The sequence below is a fragment of the Streptomyces sp. NPDC021020 genome (assembly GCF_044333285.1).
Classification (GTDB): domain Bacteria; phylum Actinomycetota; class Actinomycetes; order Streptomycetales; family Streptomycetaceae; genus Actinacidiphila.
The window spans coordinates 176,394-193,291 of record NZ_JBIRQQ010000001.1 but is presented as its reverse complement, the minus strand read 5'-3'; the positions used below and the strand labels follow the sequence as shown (position 1 = coordinate 193,291).

14 protein-coding genes and 3 tRNA genes are annotated in these 16,898 nt (G+C 71.9%); 10 read left to right on the top strand and 7 right to left on the bottom strand.

Features of this window, described 5'->3' with window-relative positions:
• Nucleotides 1-82: 82 nt before the first annotated feature.
• A complete protein-coding gene (locus tag ACH4SL_RS00875; protein ID WP_398441133.1) occupies nucleotides 83-2,185 on the top strand; it encodes a hypothetical protein in 2,103 nt (700 codons plus the stop codon).
• A 95-nt stretch (nucleotides 2,186-2,280) separates the two neighbouring features.
• Here the strand turns inward: ACH4SL_RS00875 and ACH4SL_RS00870 are convergent, their stop codons facing one another.
• Complete coding sequence (locus tag ACH4SL_RS00870; RefSeq protein ID WP_398441132.1) at nucleotides 2,281-3,072, bottom strand: hypothetical protein; 792 nt, start codon at nucleotides 3,070-3,072, stop codon at nucleotides 2,281-2,283.
• 39 nt (nucleotides 3,073-3,111) lie between these two features.
• Between ACH4SL_RS00870 and ACH4SL_RS00865 the strand changes: the two genes are divergently transcribed.
• Together ACH4SL_RS00865 and ACH4SL_RS00860 are read left to right on the top strand one after the other, a co-directional pair.
• Nucleotides 3,112-3,654, top strand: a complete 543-nt coding sequence (locus ACH4SL_RS00865; RefSeq protein WP_398441131.1) for an NUDIX hydrolase — start codon at nucleotides 3,112-3,114, stop codon at nucleotides 3,652-3,654.
• Between the two features lie 33 nt (nucleotides 3,655-3,687).
• A complete protein-coding gene (locus ACH4SL_RS00860; protein WP_398441130.1) occupies nucleotides 3,688-4,575 on the top strand; it encodes an LLM class flavin-dependent oxidoreductase in 888 nt (295 codons plus the stop codon).
• Between the two features lie 72 nt (nucleotides 4,576-4,647).
• Here ACH4SL_RS00860 and ACH4SL_RS00855 read toward each other — a convergent pair whose 3' ends face one another.
• Nucleotides 4,648-5,709, bottom strand: a complete 1,062-nt coding sequence (locus ACH4SL_RS00855) for a helix-turn-helix transcriptional regulator (protein WP_398441868.1) — start codon at nucleotides 5,707-5,709, stop codon at nucleotides 4,648-4,650.
• 179 nt (nucleotides 5,710-5,888) lie between these two features.
• On the opposite strand from ACH4SL_RS00855, the gene ACH4SL_RS00850 reads away from it, so the two are divergent.
• Complete coding sequence (locus ACH4SL_RS00850) at nucleotides 5,889-6,500, top strand: YbhB/YbcL family Raf kinase inhibitor-like protein (protein ID WP_398441129.1); 612 nt, start codon at nucleotides 5,889-5,891, stop codon at nucleotides 6,498-6,500.
• A gap of 33 nt (nucleotides 6,501-6,533) precedes the next feature.
• Here the strand turns inward: ACH4SL_RS00850 and ACH4SL_RS00845 are convergent, their stop codons facing one another.
• Nucleotides 6,534-6,995 carry an Lrp/AsnC family transcriptional regulator gene (locus ACH4SL_RS00845; RefSeq protein WP_398441128.1) on the bottom strand — a complete coding sequence of 154 codons (462 nt, stop codon included), beginning with the start codon at nucleotides 6,993-6,995 and terminating at the stop codon, nucleotides 6,534-6,536.
• Between the two features lie 94 nt (nucleotides 6,996-7,089).
• Between ACH4SL_RS00845 and ACH4SL_RS00840 the strand changes: the two genes are divergently transcribed.
• Together ACH4SL_RS00840 and ACH4SL_RS00835 are read left to right on the top strand one after the other, a co-directional pair.
• Nucleotides 7,090-7,899 carry an LLM class flavin-dependent oxidoreductase gene (locus ACH4SL_RS00840; RefSeq protein WP_398441127.1) on the top strand — a complete coding sequence of 270 codons (810 nt, stop codon included), beginning with the start codon at nucleotides 7,090-7,092 and terminating at the stop codon, nucleotides 7,897-7,899.
• Nucleotides 7,896-8,441, top strand: coding sequence for a nucleoside deaminase (locus ACH4SL_RS00835; protein ID WP_398441126.1), 546 nt, complete (start codon nucleotides 7,896-7,898; stop codon nucleotides 8,439-8,441). The genes ACH4SL_RS00840 and ACH4SL_RS00835 overlap by 4 nt, the downstream gene beginning before the upstream one ends.
• Before the next feature lie 55 nt (nucleotides 8,442-8,496).
• Here ACH4SL_RS00835 and ACH4SL_RS00830 read toward each other — a convergent pair whose 3' ends face one another.
• Together ACH4SL_RS00830 and ACH4SL_RS00825 are read right to left on the bottom strand one after the other, a co-directional pair.
• A complete protein-coding gene (locus ACH4SL_RS00830; protein WP_398441124.1) occupies nucleotides 8,497-8,925 on the bottom strand; it encodes a hypothetical protein in 429 nt (142 codons plus the stop codon).
• 210 nt (nucleotides 8,926-9,135) lie between these two features.
• Nucleotides 9,136-10,113, bottom strand: coding sequence for a helix-turn-helix domain-containing protein (locus ACH4SL_RS00825; protein ID WP_398441122.1), 978 nt, complete (start codon nucleotides 10,111-10,113; stop codon nucleotides 9,136-9,138).
• A 291-nt stretch (nucleotides 10,114-10,404) separates the two neighbouring features.
• On the opposite strand from ACH4SL_RS00825, the gene ACH4SL_RS00820 reads away from it, so the two are divergent.
• Nucleotides 10,405-10,479 (top strand) — tRNA-Asp (locus ACH4SL_RS00820).
• Between the two features lie 4 nt (nucleotides 10,480-10,483).
• Nucleotides 10,484-10,557 (top strand) — tRNA-Phe (locus ACH4SL_RS00815).
• 70 nt (nucleotides 10,558-10,627) lie between these two features.
• On the opposite strand, the gene ACH4SL_RS00810 is transcribed toward ACH4SL_RS00815, so the two are convergent.
• Complete coding sequence (locus tag ACH4SL_RS00810; protein WP_398441121.1) at nucleotides 10,628-11,653, bottom strand: ABC transporter permease; 1,026 nt, start codon at nucleotides 11,651-11,653, stop codon at nucleotides 10,628-10,630.
• 310 nt (nucleotides 11,654-11,963) lie between these two features.
• On the opposite strand from ACH4SL_RS00810, the gene hrpA reads away from it, so the two are divergent.
• Nucleotides 11,964-15,905 (top strand): ATP-dependent RNA helicase HrpA, encoded by a 3,942-nt coding sequence (gene hrpA, locus ACH4SL_RS00805; RefSeq protein WP_398441120.1) that lies wholly within the window; start codon nucleotides 11,964-11,966, stop codon nucleotides 15,903-15,905.
• A 67-nt stretch (nucleotides 15,906-15,972) separates the two neighbouring features.
• Nucleotides 15,973-16,047 (top strand) — tRNA-Asp (locus ACH4SL_RS00800).
• Nucleotides 16,048-16,566: 519 nt separating this feature from the next.
• Here the strand turns inward: ACH4SL_RS00800 and bldC are convergent.
• Nucleotides 16,567-16,773, bottom strand: a complete 207-nt coding sequence (bldC, locus tag ACH4SL_RS00795; RefSeq protein WP_003949541.1) for a developmental transcriptional regulator BldC — start codon at nucleotides 16,771-16,773, stop codon at nucleotides 16,567-16,569.
• Between the last annotated feature and the right edge of the window lie 125 nt (nucleotides 16,774-16,898).

Below are 16,898 nucleotides of genomic sequence, written 5' to 3'. Positions count from 1 at the left end.
GCCTTACCACCCGGCGGCCGAGTGCAGACGCTGCAAGCGGCTGTGGCGGGTCAACAAGGAAGGCTTCTGCCGTGCATGCGTCGTGGCGATCACCGAGTACGACGCGGCCTGGTACTACGAGCCCGCCCAGGCCCCACGCCACCCGGTGTGGACCCAGCTCGCGTTCTGCCTGCCGGCCTCCATCCGGCGGCCCGCGACGCCCACCGGCACCTACCGCCTGCAGACCGACGGCCGCTACCACGCACCTGACTGGGCACGCGCCCAGCGTCCCGCCGCCATCATGGACGACGGGCAGATCTGCCCGCCGGCAGTTCGCGGACAGATGGCCTTGTTCCCCGCGCCTTATCGACTGCAGGAGCACCACGCCGTCTTGCTCCGCGGTCGGTTCCAGGGCGATCTGGAACGACTGAAACCGCTGGTCAACGAAGTACAGGCCGAGCACCGCCTGAGTCGCACCTGGCGCGTCAGTGCGGTGGACGCCCTGACTCTTGCTCTGGCGGCCCGCGACGCCGCAGGCCAAGACTTGGTCGACGCCGCCATCCTTGATGCCCTTCCTCACCAGCACTCCGGAGTCACCGCGGTCCTGAACAGGGCCGGGTTGCTGGCCCCCGGTCTCGACCACGGGGTGGCCGTGCTGCCGCATGCTCAGCGGGCCCGCTCCCAACCTCAACCACGAAGTTGCGATCACTGCCTTTCGTGGGGCCGAAACCAAGTGTGCAACGCTTGTAGGCACTGGCGTCGCAAATATGCTGACCAGCAAGGACGTTGCAGACGGTGTGGCGCCGGGCCGCTTCCCCTTCAGAACGGCCGATGCCGCGACTGCACGAGCCTTCGCCTGCGGATGGGACCCGACACCGAGGCCAGCACCTGGCGACAGCTGCGGTTCGCCGGGTCATCCCTCCCGGCGGGCGTCAGCGCAAGTTGCCCCGAAGTCCACCGAGCAGATCGACTGGTACTCGCCCCACCGGCCGTGCAACACGCAGGCCAGTTGACGCTCTTCGATGCGGACCGGGACTGGCGCCCGCTGGTCAACGCACTACTGCCATCCCCGCCGCCTTCGGTGATGGCCATCCTGGCGGATTTCGCCTCGTACACCACCGAGCACCGCTGGAGCCAGCAGTCCCACGAGTCCACAGCTCGGGTTCTGCGGGTGGCCGCCACCTGGTTGGGCGCCGACACCACCTTCCGTGAGGATGACCTGCGGGCGCTGAACCGCGCGCGCCCCAGCCGCGGTGGTCGCATCGGCGGGCTGGTTGCCTTCCTGAACCAGCGCGAGCAGCTCCTGGCCTCGCCCCCGCGCCGCAACCGCAACGAGGCCTTCGTTCAGCGCACCATCGCCGCCTTTCCACCCCGAATCGGCGACGAACTCGGAACCTGGGTAAGGGTTTTGCGCGGAGCCACCCGTTCCCACCACCTCGCCACCGACTACGGCACCATACGCCGCTACCTCGTCTACCTGGCCACGCCGCTGGCTGACTGGACCAGCTGCTACACCACCTTGCGTCAAGTGACCACGGCCGACGTGACCACGGCCGTCACCGCGGTCAAAGGCCCTCGCGCCCACGAGCGCGCAGTGGCCCTACGGTCGCTCTTCCGCGCCCTGAAGCACGCCAAGCTCGTCTTCGCCGACCCCACCCGCGGCCTGCATGTCACCCGCCGCGAACTGCTGCCCGCCACCCTGGCCCCCGACCGGCTCGCCGGGCTCCTCGATGTCAGCACCAACCCCGCCAACCGCCTGGTCCTGGCCCTGGCCGCCCTCCACGCAACCAACGGCACCGACCTGCGCAACCTCACCCTCTCCGACGTCCTGCTCACCCGCCGGCAACTCCTGATCCGTCGCCCCCACGGCCGCCACGTCGTCCACCTCGACGACACCACAACCGCTCTACTGCACGCATGGCTCCGCCACCGACACCGGCGCTGGCCACGCACCGCCAACCCCCACCTCCTCATCACCCAGCAGACTGCCAGTACCACCGATCCCGTCTGCACGGACTACATCTACAAGCGCTTCACCCCCGCCGGTGTGACTCTGCGTGCTGTTCGCGCCGACAGAATCCTGGACGAAGCCCGCGAGACCGAAGATCCGGTCCACCTTGTCCGTGTCTTCGGACTCTCTGTCACCACGGCCATGAAGTACATCCACACAGCTCACCCCCACCGCGGCGGCCCCGTCCCCCGATGACGGGTGGCTTTGTTCACGAGGAGCGGTTCTAGCTCTTCTGTGATTCAGCTACGCTCAGTAATTAGCCGGGGCCGGGGGCACTGCCACTCCTTGAGTCAGAACGGCGGTTCATCGGCGTAACCACCCGCCCAGGAAGCGCGTTCGGCTATGCGACGGGCACGAAGTTCGCGAGCGCTCAGGTCATCCGCGTTCTCCAGGCCGCTCGTGTCGTGTCCCCACGCCTTCAGCGCGTCGAATACACGGTCGCGCTTGTAGCGGTCCGTGCTGGTAGCCAGCAGGTTGCGGGCTCGGTTGGCCAACTCTCCTCGGTGCAGAGCGAGAGCCGGATGCTCTACCAAGGGGATGGCGGCAACGACGGCTGCGGCACGTACCTCCGCGTCGTCGTGGCCAAGGAGAGGCTGGACGGCGGAGTAGAGCACTGGACGCAGGTCGCGAAACGCGCGCATCTCCTGATAGTCGTCGAGAAACTCTTTCCCGCAGTGGCGTTCGCCGACGGCCACGTTCTCGTCGTCGGCGTCGTAGGCGGTGCTGCTGAGCCAGTCCAGGAGTGCCGCGCGGGTGGGACGATGCGGCGCCCGGTCCGCATCCTGTCCGTAGTCGCCCGTCGCGGTGGCCGGATGGTTGAGAATGGCCGCCACATACAGCGCTACGGGCAGGGTGGCTTCGTAGATGCTGTTCTGGTGGGTCACCGCCCCGAGGGCGTCGACGACGGCCGCAGCTCTCGTGCCCGGATCGGGATCGAGGAGGCGTGCCAGCGCCGCCGGAAGGATTTCGCCTGTCCCGCACGGGGTGGCCAGTGACGCCCAGTCCGTCTCATCCAGGAGCGTCTGGTGATGCGGGAGCTCGTCCGGCAAGGCGGTGTCGGTTTGGCTGGGTGCGTCGGTCACAGGCCGAAGCTATAGCGCTTTCGAGCGAGCGGTGTACTTGTGCTGTCGCAGCCCGCGCCGGATGCCGGCTATAGCCGAGCGGGACGATCGTGGCGTCGACGAGTTCGCGACGCGCAAGGGCCGCGCATCGCGGACAGAGCCACCCTTGAAACTGCCCCGCCCCTGACGCAAGTTGACCGCGAACCCGGCATACTCAATGCCGTTGACGAACCCCCCTCGCGTGGGTTCCTGCAACTCCCCGACCAGAAATCGGCGAACCCGCTCGCTTCGCCCGGCGGGCATGTGGAGGACGGGGAGAGCCACGAGGACGCCGCCGTACGGGAGTTGGCCGAGGAGACGACGCTGCGGGCCCGCGCGGGGGAGCTGCTCTGGACGGGGCTGCACAACGGGCGGCCCGCTTCCTATTACCTCATGGAGGACGTCACCGGCGAGCCCGTCCTGTCCGGGCCGGAGGCCGAGGAGGACTGCGCGGAGAACCGCTTCGAGCTGCGCTGGGCCGGGCCCGCCGACTTCGACGCGCTCGGCCTGCACCCCGCCGACGTGCGCGAACCCCTGGCCCGGCTGCTCCGCGAAAGGCGTTGATCGCGCGCGGAGCAGCGACGTAGCGTGCCGGGCATGACGAACGTACGCATCGGCGTGATGTACGACCGCGCGTGGGATCCGGCCGGGCTCGTGGGCTTCGCGCGGCAGGCGGAGGAGATCGGGCTGGACGATCTGTGGGTCGTCGAGGACCTGGGCTGGAACGGCGGTGTGTCCGCCGCCGCGATCGCGCTGGGTGCGACGACGCGGCTGCGGGTCGGGATCGGGATCGCGCCCGCGCCGTTGCGCAGCCCCGCGCTGCTGGCGATGGAACTGGCCACGCTGGAGCGGGCGTTTCCGGGGCGACTGGTCGCCGGGATCGGGCACGGCGCGTCGAACTGGATGGCGCAGGTCGGCCTCGCCCCGAAGTCGGCGCTCGCGATGCTGGAGGAGACGTTCACGGCGGTGCGGGCGCTGCTGCGCGGCGAGAAGGTCGAGCTGGACGGGCGCGAGGTGCACATCGACGGCGTACGGCTGGTGCACCCGCCGGAGGTGGCACCGCCGCTGGTCGCCGGGGTGGTGCAGCCGCGCTCGCTGGAGCTGGCCGGGCGCGTCGCGGACGGCACGCTGCTCGCCGAGGGCCACGGCCCGGACGACGTCCGCACTGCGTGGGAGCTGGCCCGCAAGGGCGGCGCCGGGGACGGCTTCGGCGTCGTCGCGTACGCGGCGGGCGCGATCGACGACGACCCCGACCGGGCGGCCGCCGCCCTGCGGGAATTCCTGGCGGGCCACGCGGCCTGGCTGGGCCGGACACCGGACGAGCTCTTCACCGTCTCCGGTACGGCCGCGCAAGCCGCCACGCGCATCGAGGAGTTGGTGGACGCGGGCGCGCAGACCGTCATCCTCCGCGTCTTCGGTCCCGAACCGCTGGGCCAGATGGCCGCGTTGCTGGCGGCCCGCGCGGCAGAGCCGGCCGAGGGCTGAGCCCGCCCGCCGGGCACGACGCGGGCCGCCGCCACGAACCGCCCGGCGGCGCGCCGGGGCTCCCGCTGAGCCCTACGCCCCGATCGCCCGCACGTTGGGCGCCCCGCGCAGCTCCCCGCGGTCGGACAGCAGGCGGCGCAGGGCGCGTTCGGCGGCGGGGTCGGCCGGGGTGACGGCTACCAGGTACTGCTCGGAGCCGTCGCACGTCGCCAGCACGTTGTAACGGACCGTCAGGTCGCCTGCGGAAGCGTGCCGCAGGCGCTTCGTGCCGTGGCTGCGGGTGCGGACGGTGTGGTCGTCCCACCACGCCGCGAACTCGACGCTCACAGAGCGCAGTTCGGCGACCAGCGCCGCGAGCCGCGGGTCGTCGGGGTGGCGGGCGGACTGGGCCCGCAGATTGCCCACCGTCTCGCGGGCCACCCGCTTCCAGTCCAGTTGCGCGGCGCGCAGCCGGGAGCCCGGCGCGAAGAGCAACCACGCGGTGTTCGCGGCCTCGCCCGTGCCGAAGTCCTCGCCGAAGAGGGCGGAGGCGGCGGCGTTCCACGCCAGGACGTCCATCCGGAAGTCGACGACGTACGCGGGCCACAGCGGCATTCCGTCCAGCAGGACCCGCAGCGAGTCGGCGACGGGCACGGGCGCGTACGCGATCGGCGGCGCCTCGCCCCGCGCGACCAGGTGCAGATGCTGGCGCTCGCTCGGCGTCAGGCGCAGGGCCTCGGCGAGCGCGTCCAGCACGGCGGTGCCAGGCACGCCCACCCGGCCCTGCTCCAGCCGGATGTACCAGTCGATGCTGACGGCGGCGAGCTGCGCGACCTCCTGCCGCCGCAGCCCGGGGGTACGGCGGCGGCCGACGTCCGGCAGCCCGACGTCCCGCGGCGTGAGCCGGGCCCGCATCGCCCGCAGGAATTCCGCCAGTTCGGGCCGCCGCGGCCCACCGCCGCCGCCGGAGCCCCGCCGCCTACCCTCCCCGGTAAAGCCCGCGCCCCCCGCGCCACCCACAGCCCCCGCGCCACCCACAGCCCCCGCGCCACCCGCAGCACCGGCACCACCCACAGCCCCCGCGCCAGCCGCACAGCCCGCGCCCCCCGCGCGGCCCGCACCGCCCACGCCACCCACAGCCCCCGCCCCACCCATCCCGCCCATCCCGCCCATCCCCCCATGATCCGCGCCCCCGCCCACCCCCGTCCAACGACAAAGCCCCCGCAGCCTGGCACTCCGGATGCCAGGTTCCGCGCAGCCTTCCCCGCCCTCCCCGCACCGCCCGATCGTGGAGCCCCACGACAAAGCACCAGGTCACCGGAGGACAGGACGCCATGAAGCCCACCATCCGCACCGCCGCCACCGCCGCCGCGGCCGTCGCAGTAGCCGCCGCCACCGCCGTCACCGCCCAGGGCAGCGCCCCGCGGCAGCCGGCGTACGGCCACCAGCAGATCCGCTCGGGCATCCCGGAGGGCGCCGCGCGCTTCGCCGTCACCAGCCCCGACGTCCGCGACCACGGCACCTTCCCCGCCGACGCCTGGGCGAACGCCTTCGGCTGCGCGGGCGGCAACAAGCAGGTCCGGCTGGCCTGGCACGGCGCGCCCGCGGGCACCCGCAGCTACGCCGTCACGATGTACGACCCGGACGCGCCGTCCGGCTCCGGCTTCTGGCACTGGGAGACCTGGGACATCCCCGCGTCGGCCCGCGCCCTGGGCGCGACCCCGCCCGCGGGCAGCGTGGTGGGCACCAACGACGCCGGGGCGAAGGGCTATCTGGGGCCGTGCCCGCCCGCCGGGGACGTGACGCACCACTACCGGATCACCGTCTACGCGCTGGACGTCCCGTCCCTGGACCTGCCCGCCGAGACGCCCGCGACCGTCACCACCTTCACGATGTCCGGCCACATCATCGGCCACGCCGACATGACGGTGACGGCCCGCCGCTGAAAAGCCACCGCCGAAAAGCCGCCGCCGAAAGCCCTACGACGAGGGCCGCGCCGGGCCCCGGAACGGCAGCGTCTGCCGGTAGACGACGCTCGTGGTCGTGCTCCCGAAGGCGGCGAGCGCGTCCACGAGCGTCTCCAGATGCTCCATCGATGTCGCCGCGACCTTGAGCGTGTAGCAGTCGTCGCCCGTCGTGCGCAGGCACTCCAGGATCTCCCGCCGGTCGGCGAGCAGCCGGTGCAGCGGCTGGTGGCGGTTGCCGGGGTATTTGAGGCGGACCACGGCGAGCACCGGGTAGCCGACCTTCGACAGGTCCACCGCCGCGTGGTAGCCGGTGACGACGCCGAGCGATTCGAGCTGCCGGACCCGCTCGGTGGTGGCCGACGCGCTCAGCCCGACCCGCCGCCCCAGCTCGCTGAGCGAGATCCGCGCCTCCTGCTGCAACTGCCCGACGATCGCCCAGTCGACATCGTCCAACTCGTAGGGATTCACGGCCATACGGCGATACTACCGGCAGATTCACCGCAACAGCCCCTCGTCACGAGGAGAAGTCCCTTCAGCACGCCCCATCCGCCGGGATAGCCTCGACGCCATGCAACTAGGCGTCAACGTCCCGAACTTCGGGCCGGGCACCGACCCGGGCGTACTGCGCGAATGGGCGAGCCGCATCGAGGAGCTGGGCTACGACCTGCTCATGATGTCCGACCACGTCACCGTCACCCCGGACGTCGCGGAGCGCTACCCCGAGCCGTTCTACGAGCCCTTCACCACCCTCGCGTGGCTGGCCGGACTCACCCGCACCGTACTGCTCGGCACCACCGTCACCGTCCTGCCCTACCGCCACCCGCTGCTGGTCGCCCGCATGGCGGAGGGGCTGCAGCAGCTCAGCGGCGGGCGGTTCGTGCTCGGCGTCGGGGCGGGCTGGTCGCGGCAGGAGTACGCGGCCCTCGGGGTGCCCTTCGCCGACCGCGGCCGCCTCACCGACGCGCATCTGGCCGCGCTGCACGAGGCGCGGCCCGGCGGCGCGACGCCCGTACCGCTGTGGGTCGGCGGCAGCAGCCGGGCGGCGATCCGGCGGGCGGTCCGGCACGGCGACGCGTGGCACCCGCTGCGCGTCGCCCTGCCCTGGCTGCGCGCGACGCTGGCCGCGCACGGCGACCTGCCCGCGCTCGCGCCCCGCATCGCCCTCGACGTCACCGCCGCCCCCGCCACCGGCCCGGACCGCCCCGCGGGCGTCGGCACGCTCGACCAGATAGCGGACGACCTCGCCGAGCTGGAGCGCCTCGGCGCGACCGCCGTCGTCCTCGACCCCTACCAGGGGGACCCGCAGCAGACCCGCACGCCCGAACCGGCCTGGCAGGCCCTCGCCGCCCTCGCCGCCCACCGGAGGACCACCCCATGACCGACCCCGTCCCCGACCCCACCTCCGTCCCCGACCCCGCGGCCGCCGCCGAACCCTCCTCCGCCCAGGACCCCGGCACCGGCTCCGACCCCGGCACGGGCACGGCCCTCACCCCCGCCGACGAGGCGCTGCTCCGGCGGGCCATCGCGCTCGCCGCCCGCGCCGTCGAGATCGGCGACGCGCCCTTCGGCTCCCTCCTGGCCGGCCCGGACGGCGCCGTGCTCGCCGAGGAGCACAACACCGTACGGCGGGACGACGACATCACCGCCCACCCGGAGTTGAAGCTCGCCCGCTGGGCCGCCCGCGAGCTGGACGCGGAGGCAGCGGGCCGCACGACGATGTACACCAGCTGCCAGCCCTGCTCGATGTGCGCGGGCGCGATCATGCGCTCGGGTCTCGGCCGCGTCGTCTACGCCCTGTCCACCGGCCAACTCGTCGCGCTCCACCCGGAGTCGGGCGCCTGGCCGACCGTCCCGCTGGGCGGCCCGGCCCTCTACGACGAGGCCCGCGCACCCGTCGAGGCGTACTACGGGGCGGGCTGACGGCCCCGCGGGCGTGCCCGCCGGTGGTCACGGACACCGGCGGGCACGCACGGCGTCACGAGTAGTCGACGCGCCAGGCACTGCAGTTGTAGTCGACGCCGGACTTGCGCCGGCACACCTGCCACTCGACCTCGCTGCCCTCCGCGAAGGAGTAGTTGCACACCTTCGCCGCCCCCGCCTCGCCGTTGGTGTTCAGGCAGGTGTGGAGGCCGCCGTTGGGGCCGTAGAGGTAGCCGACCACGGCGTAGCCGTCCGCCGAGTAGTCGTGGACGGTGAAAATCTCCCCGTACGACTGGTAACTCGCGCCGCCCCCGGTGATGTTCGTGCTGCTGTCGGCCGACGCGGACTGCGACCCCAGCAGCGTCACCGCGGCCAGCGCGCCCGCCCCGGCGAGCAGGGCCAGCGGGCGTGCGCGCCGCCCTCCGGCGCGGGACGTACCGCCGCGCGCGGTGCGTGCCTCGGACGTGCTGCCTGCCTCGGACACGGTGCCTTCCTCGGACTTCCTCATCTGCGGAAACCGCCTCTCCCGTCCGGCCGGCCGCTCCCCCCGGGTGCGGCCGGCGGTGGATGTGCGGGCGGGCGTGGCGCCGCTGGCGGCGTCCCCGCCGGCCCGCCGCGTTGACGGGTCCGACTCTCGCAGCGGGCGGCCGCCCGGTCGTTGGGGCTGAGCGCAGTGCCGTTGTGGCCGCGTGCACTACTGCCGGGCGGCGTGCCGGTAGTCGCTCGGGGTCATGCCGTAGGCGGCGCGGAAGGCCCGGCTGAATTCGGCGGGCAGCGGCAGTCCCCAGCGCGAGGCGATGGCGGCGATCGGGACGTGCGCCAGGTGCGGGTCGCCGAGGTCGCGGCGGCACCTGTCCAGCCGGCGCTGCTTGATCCAGGCCGCCACGGAGGTGCCCTGGCGCTGGAAGAGCAGGTGCAGGTAGCGCAGCGAGATGTGGTGCGCGGCGGCGACCGCGGCGGGTGACAGCTGCCGGTCGCCCAGGTTGTGCTCGATGAAGTCGTGGATGCCCGCGGTGAGCGCCCGGGTGCGGCTCTCCGGCGGTACGGCGTCGCGGGCGTCCGCGTGGTGGGCGAGGCAGGCGGTGACGAGGTCGACCGCGGCGGTGCCGAGGCGTGCCGCGTCCTGCCGTCCGCGGCACACGGGCTCGGCGACGACGCCGGTCAGGAACTGCCTCAGCAGCCGCCCCATCCCGGCGTCCCCGGGCAGCGGCACCGCGAGCAGCCGCTCGGCCCTGGCCGCGGGGAGCGGCAGGGCGGTCCTGGCCAGGCTCACGATGATCACCTCGACCCCGCCGCCCGGCTCCCGGCCCTGCGGCACGCGCGCGTCGAAGGGGCGGGAGCTGGCGTAGAGCAGCAGCTCCCCCGCCGCCGGGGTCGCGTCGCGCCGGAGCTGGCTGAGGGTCTGCACGCCCTTCAGGGTGAGGGCGAGGTGGTACGTCTCGGCGTCCGACCGCCGGACCAGCGCGGGGGTGCGGCAGGACCGCAGCGAGGGATACGAGACGGACGCGACCTGCACATCGCCGAGCCGGAGCATGCGGATGCTGGCCCGGAAGTCGTCGGCGGCGTCGCTGGTGAGGACGGTCGGGGTGAGTTCGTTCGACGTCACGTGCCGCCACCACGCGAAGCGGTCGGCGACCGGCAGATCCGCACTGTCCAGAACCGCGTCGAACATCCGCAGCACCCCCGGCACCCCGTGTCGCCCCCGTTTTCCCCATCGTGCACCCGCACACCCCCGCCGCGGCGGTACGGATCCGGCCTCCTGCGGCGGCTGCGGCGCGCGTTTCGGGAGGCCCGCGCAGGTCTGATACGCTGATCTAGCGACAACGGCCTGCGGGCGGTGCCCGGCCAGTCACGGAGGGTGAAGCTCTCGGGGGTCGCAAAATCCGTGCGAGAGCATGGCACCTGGTGTGTCAGACTTATCCCGCACGAAAGCAGTGCAAACGCAGTACAAGCAGTACAGCAAGGTCCTGTGGAGCAGTTTGGAGTGCTCGCCACCCTGTCAAGGTGGAGGCCGCGGGTTCAAATCCCGTCAGGACCGCTGCGGCTGGGTAGCTCAGTTGGTACGAGCGACCGCCTGAAAAGCGGTAGGTCGCCGGTTCGACCCCGGCCCCAGCCACCGCACGGTGGAGGCCCCGTTCCCTTGAGGAGCGGGGCCTCCACCGTTTTCCGTCGGCGCCCGGTACGGGTCAGCGCCCGCCCGGGTGCCGGTGCCGCCACCCCACGAAGACCGCGGTCGACACCGCCGCCCACGCCGCGAGCACCAGGAACGGGAAGGCGTGCTGGTGGCCCCCGAAGTAGACGGCGGTGTGCTGCGCGTTCACCGACCCGCCCGGCGGCAGCCACCGCCCGATCCGCCCCAGCAGCGACGGCAGCAGGGGCCACGACACCGCGCCGCCGGACGAGGGGTTGCCGAGCAGCACCATCAGGCCCCACGTCGGCAGCATCGCCCACCGCCCGACCAGCGTGTTGAACATCGTGAAGACCATGCCGGACGTGAACATCGTGAAGGCCAGGATCGCCCACGACTCCGCGAAGGGCAGCCGCAGCGCGCCCAGCCCCCAGTCGACGACGGCGGCGATCGCGAAGCCGCCGAGCATCGCGTACGCGACGATGAAGGCGATGCGCTCCGCGGGGTTGAGGGCGCGGGCGTGCACGCTGAGCTGGATCGCGCCGACGAAGCCGAGGATCACGGCGGCCAGCGAGACGTAGAAGATCGCCAGGCCGCGCGGGTCGCCCTTCTGGAGCGGGTTGATGTCGCTGACGGTCACCGGTACGCCGATCGCGCCGCCCACCGCGGGCGCGGTCTGGGCGAGCAGCTCGGCGACGCTCGCGCCGGACGCCGAGGACACGTACAGCCGCGGCGCGTCCATCGCCTCCCCCACCTCGGCCCGTCCCGGCTCGCGCAGGATCGCGAAGACCCGCTGCTCCTCGACCGCGTCCCTGGCCTGCGCGAAGGTGTCGTAGTGGTGCAGCCTGAGCGACGCGCCGAGCGCCTTCTCCATCCCCGCGACGAATTCGGCCCGCTTGACCTGCGAGGTCGGGATGCCGGTGACGGCCGTCGGGATGAGCCGCGGCGTGGGGCTGGCCATGGCGTACGTGTACGACCCGGCGAACAGCCCCGCGGCGGCGGCGATCAGCACGACCAGCACGCAGGCGGGCCAGAAGGGTGAGCTCCGGAGCCCCTTCCACCCCGCCGCTGCTCTGGCCCTCATGCCTCGACGCTAGCCAGGACCTGCGGCCCCCGCCCCCGCTGTTACGCCCGCCGGGTTCCGCTGCCGCGGAGGGCCAGCGTTTTTAGGGGCGCGGGGAACTGCGCGAGCAACCCACCACCGGCCGGTGGTCCGGATCGGACCGAAGAGACCCTTTGGGTCGGTGACGACCCGCGCCACCGTCGTGGCTGAGCGCGCAGTTCCCCGCGCCCCCTAAAACGCTCGCCCCGCGCCGCAGGCGCAAGCTCCGAGTGGCGCGGGCGGCGAAATCGGTTCGCTCCCGGCCCACCGCAGGTGCGAGCATGAGGACCGTATGTCTACTTACGCGACCCACGACCTGGCCCGCCGCCTCCCCACCCTCTCGTTGCGCGACGAGCAGCGGCTCGGGCGGCGGCTGGAGGGCGTCCGGCGGATCAGGAAGGCCGAGGCGCGCGACGCCGTGCTCGCCGAGATCGGCCGGGAGGTCGACCGCGGGGAGCAGCGTATAGCGGCCCGCCGGGCGAATGTGCCGGAGATCACGTATCCGGCGGCGCTCCCGGTGAGCCAGAAGCGCGACGAGATCCTGGCGGCGATCCGCGACCACCAGGTGGTGATCGTCGCGGGCGAGACGGGCTCGGGCAAGACGACGCAGATCCCGAAGATCTGCCTGGAGCTGGGCCGCGGTGTGCGCGGCCTGATCGGGCACACGCAGCCCCGCCGTATCGCGGCCCGTACGGTCGCCGAGCGCGTGGCGGAGGAGCTGCGGTCGCCGCTGGGCGAGGCGGTCGGCTGGAAGGTCCGCTTCACCGACCAGGTCGGCGAGCAGACCCTGGTCAAGCTGATGACGGACGGCATCATGCTCGCGGAGATCCAGACGGATCGCGAGCTGCGTGCGTACGACACGATCATCATCGACGAGGCGCACGAGCGCAGCCTCAACATCGACTTCATCCTGGGCTACCTGGCCCAGCTCCTCCCCCGCCGCCCGGACCTGAAGGTCGTCATCACGTCGGCGACGATCGACCCGGAGCGCTTCTCGCGGCATTTCGGCAACGCCCCGATCGTCGAGGTCAGCGGCCGGACGTATCCGGTGGAGGTGCGGTACCGGCCGCTGCTCGAAGAGGGCGGCGACGACGCGGACCGCGACCAGATCACGGCGATCTGCGACGCGGTCGACGAGCTGCAGGCGGAGGGGCCGGGCGACATCCTGGTCTTCCTGTCGGGCGAGCGGGAGATCCGCGACACCGCGGACGCGCTGGGCAAGAAGAACCTGCGGCACACCGAGGTGCTGCCGCTGTACGCGCGGCTGTCGTCGGCCGAGCAGCACCGGGTCTTCCAGCAGCACGCCGGGCGCCGCGTGGTGCTGGCGACGAACGTCGCGGAGACCTCGCTGACCGTCCCCGGCATCCGGTACGTGATCGACCCGGGCACGGCCCGCATCTCGCGCTACAGCCACCGCACGAAGGTGCAGCGGCTGCCGATCGAGCCGGTCAGCCAGGCGAGCGCCAACCAGCGCAAGGGGCGCTGCGGCCGTACGTCGGACGGCATCTGCATCCGGCTGTACGACGAGGAGGACTTCCTCTCCCGCCCCGAATTCACCGACGCCGAGATCCTGCGGACGAACCTGGCCTCCGTGATCCTGCAGATGACCGCGGCCGGGCTCGGCGACATCGCCCGCTTCCCCTTCATCGACCCGCCGGACAGCCGCAACATCAAGGACGGCGTCCAGCTGCTGGAGGAGCTGGGCGCGCTGGACGCCGCCCAGAAGGACCCGCGCAAGCGGCTCACCCAGACCGGCCGCAAGCTCGCGCAGCTGCCCGTGGACCCGCGGCTGGCCCGTATGGTGCTGGAGGCGGAGCGCAACGGCTGTGTGCGCGAGGTGATGGTGATCGCGGCGGCGCTGTCGATCCAGGATCCGCGCGAGCGGCCCGCGGACAAGCAGCAGCAGTCCGACCAGAGCCACGCACGCTTCCGCGACGAGGGCAGCGACTTCCTGTCCTTCCTGCACCTGTGGACGTACGTCCGCGGCCGGCAGCGGGAGTTGTCGTCCTCGGCCTTCCGCCGGATGTGCCGCGGGGAGTTCCTGAACTACCTGCGGATCCGCGAGTGGCAGGACATCTACAGCCAGTTGAAGCAGGTCGCGAAGTCCCTGGGCATCACCGTGACCGAGCCGAGGTCGGACGACGACGCGGCCGATCCGGTGCGCGTGCACCAGTCGCTGCTGGCCGGGCTGCTGTCGCACATCGGGCTGAAGGACCCCGAGGCGAAGAACGAGTATCTGGGCGCCCGCAGCGCGAAGTTCGCGGTCTTCCCCGGCTCGGCGCTGTTCAAGAAGCCGCCGCGGTGGATCATGTCGGCGGAGCTGGTGGAGACGTCCCGGCTGTGGGCGCGGGTCAACGCGAAGATCGAGCCGGAGTGGGTCGAGCCGCTCGCCCAGCACCTGGTCAAGCGCAGCTACAGCGAGCCGCACTGGGAGAAGGACCAGGCCGCGGTGATGGCGTACGAGAAGGTGACGCTGTACGGCGTCCCGCTCGTCGCGCAGCGCAAGGTGAGCTACGGGCGCATCGACCCCGAGGTCTCCCGCGAGCTGTTCATCCGCAACGCCCTGGTCGAGGGCGACTGGCGCACCCACCACCAGTTCTTCCACGACAACCGCAAGCTGCTCGGCGAGGTCGAGGAGCTGGAACACCGCGCCCGGCGCCGCGACATCCTCGTGGACGACGAGACGCTCTACGACTTCTACGACGCCCGCATCCCCGAACACGTCGTGTCCGGCGCGCACTTCGACTCCTGGTGGAAGGAGCGGCGGCGCGACGAGCCGGAGTTGCTGACGTTCGAGCACGCGATGCTGATCAACGAGAACGCGGAGGCGGTCACCAAGGCCGACTACCCCGACTCGTGGCGGCAGGGCGCGCTCAAGTTCCGTGTCACGTACCAGTTCGAGCCGGGCGCGGACGCCGACGGCGTGACCGTCCACGTCCCGCTCCAGGTCCTCAACCAGGCGGTGCCGGACGGCTTCGACTGGCAGATCCCGGGCCTGCGCGAGCAGGTCGTGACCGAGCTGATCCGCTCGCTGCCCAAGCCGATCCGCCGGCATTACGTGCCCGCGCCGAACTACGCGAAGGCGTTCCTGGAGCGCGCGGTCGCCGGGCCCGACCCCCTGCCGTCGGTGCTGGCACGGGAGTTGCAGCGGATGGTCGGTGTGCCCGTCACGGCCGAGGACTTCGACCTCGCGAAGGTGCCGGACCACCTCAAGGTCACCTTCCGGGTCGTCGACGAGCGGCGCCGCACGGTCGCCGAGGACAAGGATCTGGACGCGCTCAAGCTGCGTCTGAAGCCGAAGACGCGCGCGGCCATCACCAAGGCCTTCGAGCGTGCCTCGGACCCCGCGCTGGCCTCCGTGGAGCAGCGCACGGGCCTGAAGGACTGGACGGTCGGGGCGCTCCCCCGCACCTTCGAGACCCGGCGGGCCGGGCAGCCGGTCAAGGCGTATCCGGCGCTCGTCGACGAGGGCGCCACGGTCGCGGTGAAGCTCTTCGACACCGAGCCGGAGCAGGCCGCGGCGATGTGGCGCGGCACCCGCCGGCTCATCCTGCTGAACGTCCCGGTCAATCCCGCGAAGTTCGTCGCCGACCAGCTCTCCAACCAGCAGAAGCTGAATCTGTCCCGCAATCCGCACGGCAGCATCCAGGCCCTCTTCGAGGACTGCGCCACCGCGGCCGCGGACCGGCTGATCGCCGACCACGGCGGCCCGGCGTGGGACGAAGAGGGCTACCGCAAGCTCTACGACGCTGTGCGCGCGGATCTGGTCGAGCTGACCGTCCGCACGGTCCGCCAGGTCCAGCAGGTGCTGGCCGCCTGGCATTCCTGCGAGCGCCGGCTGAAGGACACCGCGAGCCCGGCGCTGCTGGCCAACACCGCCGACGTCCGCGAGCAGCTCGCCGCCCTCGTACGCCCCGGTTTCGTGACCGAGGCGGGCCTCAAGCGGCTTCCCGACGTCATGCGCTACCTGGTGGCCGCCGACCGGCGCCTCCAGCAGATGCCGACGGGCGTCCAGCGCGACGCCACCCGTATGGAGAAGGTCCGCGAGATCCAGGCCGAGTACGCCGAGCTGCTGGCCGCCCAGCCCGCGGGCCGCCCCGTCCCGGCGTCCGTCCGCGAGATCCGCTGGATGATCGAGGAGCTGCGCGTGAGCTACTTCGCCCACGCCCTGGGTACGGCTTTCCCCGTCTCCGACAAGCGCGTCTTCAAGGCGCTGGACGCCGCCTGGGCCTGACCGCGGCCCTCTCGCGACCGAGTTCGACCGCACCCCCTGACCTGCTGTAGAGTCTGTTCCGCAGCGAGGTCCTGTGGAGCAGTTTGGAGTGCTCGCCACCCTGTCAAGGTGGAGGCCGCGGGTTCAAATCCCGTCAGGACCGCAGTAGTTCGACCCGGAGACCCGGTTCCGCAAGGAGCCGGGTCTTTTTGCGTGCCTTCGTCCGGTGATGCGCCCGGCCTCTCCCGACACCCCCTTCCGGCGCGGGAGTTCACTACCGCACCGCGCGCAAGATCCACAAGTCCGCAGCATGTGACGGGAGTCACGTGAACTCGTTCCGGAATCACGGAACCTGACGCCCTCCGCAGGGCCGTCGATTTAATATGTGCAATGGCACCACGTCCGAGACATCGTGCCAAGGCACGAAAGAGGGCGCGAACACGGCACAAAAACGAATCGCACCGGACCCGGCGGAGTCCGATGCGATCGCGGTGAAGCTGTGGTGCTGCTGTGGTTCTGCTGTCCTGCTGGTGCGGATCCGGCGGGATCCGCGTCATACGAAGCAACTGCCGAAGCACTGCTGATGGAGCCGGTGGAGCTGGGTCCCTTGGGGTGCCTGATGGGGGCAGGCGATCCGCCGGGACCGGGCGCCGCTTAGGGGGACGGCGTCCAAAAGTGCCGGTCAGGCCTCGCTGCGCTGCTGCGGAATGCCCGCGAGCAGCGCACGTACCTCCGCCTCGCGGTAGCGGCGGTGGCCGCCCAGCGTGCGGATGGACGTGAGCTTGCCTGCCTTGGCCCAGCGCGTGACCGTCTTGGGGTCGACGCGGAACATGGTCGCGACCTCGGCAGGGGTGAGCAACGGCTCGGCATCAGGGGTGCGAGCGGTCATGAGCGGCCTCCTTGAGAGAACCGAACCAGCGCGGTTCTTTCCTCTGAATTCTGCACCTTGACCCGCGTTGCCCGAAATGGCAGGCGCGGGCCGAGTCGGTAATAGGACGAACGGCTTGTCCTCGG

Bases quoted from the DNA above. Each gene is read 5' to 3' on its own strand.
- bldC (WP_003949541.1), bottom strand. From the start codon at position 16,773: ATGACCGCTCGCACCCCTGATGCCGAGCCGTTGCTCACCCCTGCCGAG.
- ACH4SL_RS00835 (WP_398441126.1), top strand. From the start codon at position 7,896: ATGACCGACCCCGTCCCCGACCCCACCTCCGTCCCCGACCCCGCGGCC.
- ACH4SL_RS00850 (WP_398441129.1), top strand. From the start codon at position 5,889: ATGAAGCCCACCATCCGCACCGCCGCCACCGCCGCCGCGGCCGTCGCA.
- ACH4SL_RS00810 (WP_398441121.1), bottom strand. From the start codon at position 11,653: ATGAGGGCCAGAGCAGCGGCGGGGTGGAAGGGGCTCCGGAGCTCACCC.
- ACH4SL_RS00825 (WP_398441122.1), bottom strand. From the start codon at position 10,113: ATGTTCGACGCGGTTCTGGACAGTGCGGATCTGCCGGTCGCCGACCGC.
- hrpA (WP_398441120.1), top strand. From the start codon at position 11,964: ATGTCTACTTACGCGACCCACGACCTGGCCCGCCGCCTCCCCACCCTC.
- ACH4SL_RS00855 (WP_398441868.1), bottom strand. From the start codon at position 5,709: ATGGGTGGGGCGGGGGCTGTGGGTGGCGTGGGCGGTGCGGGCCGCGCG.
- ACH4SL_RS00845 (WP_398441128.1), bottom strand. From the start codon at position 6,995: ATGGCCGTGAATCCCTACGAGTTGGACGATGTCGACTGGGCGATCGTC.
- ACH4SL_RS00840 (WP_398441127.1), top strand. From the start codon at position 7,090: ATGCAACTAGGCGTCAACGTCCCGAACTTCGGGCCGGGCACCGACCCG.
- ACH4SL_RS00860 (WP_398441130.1), top strand. From the start codon at position 3,688: ATGACGAACGTACGCATCGGCGTGATGTACGACCGCGCGTGGGATCCG.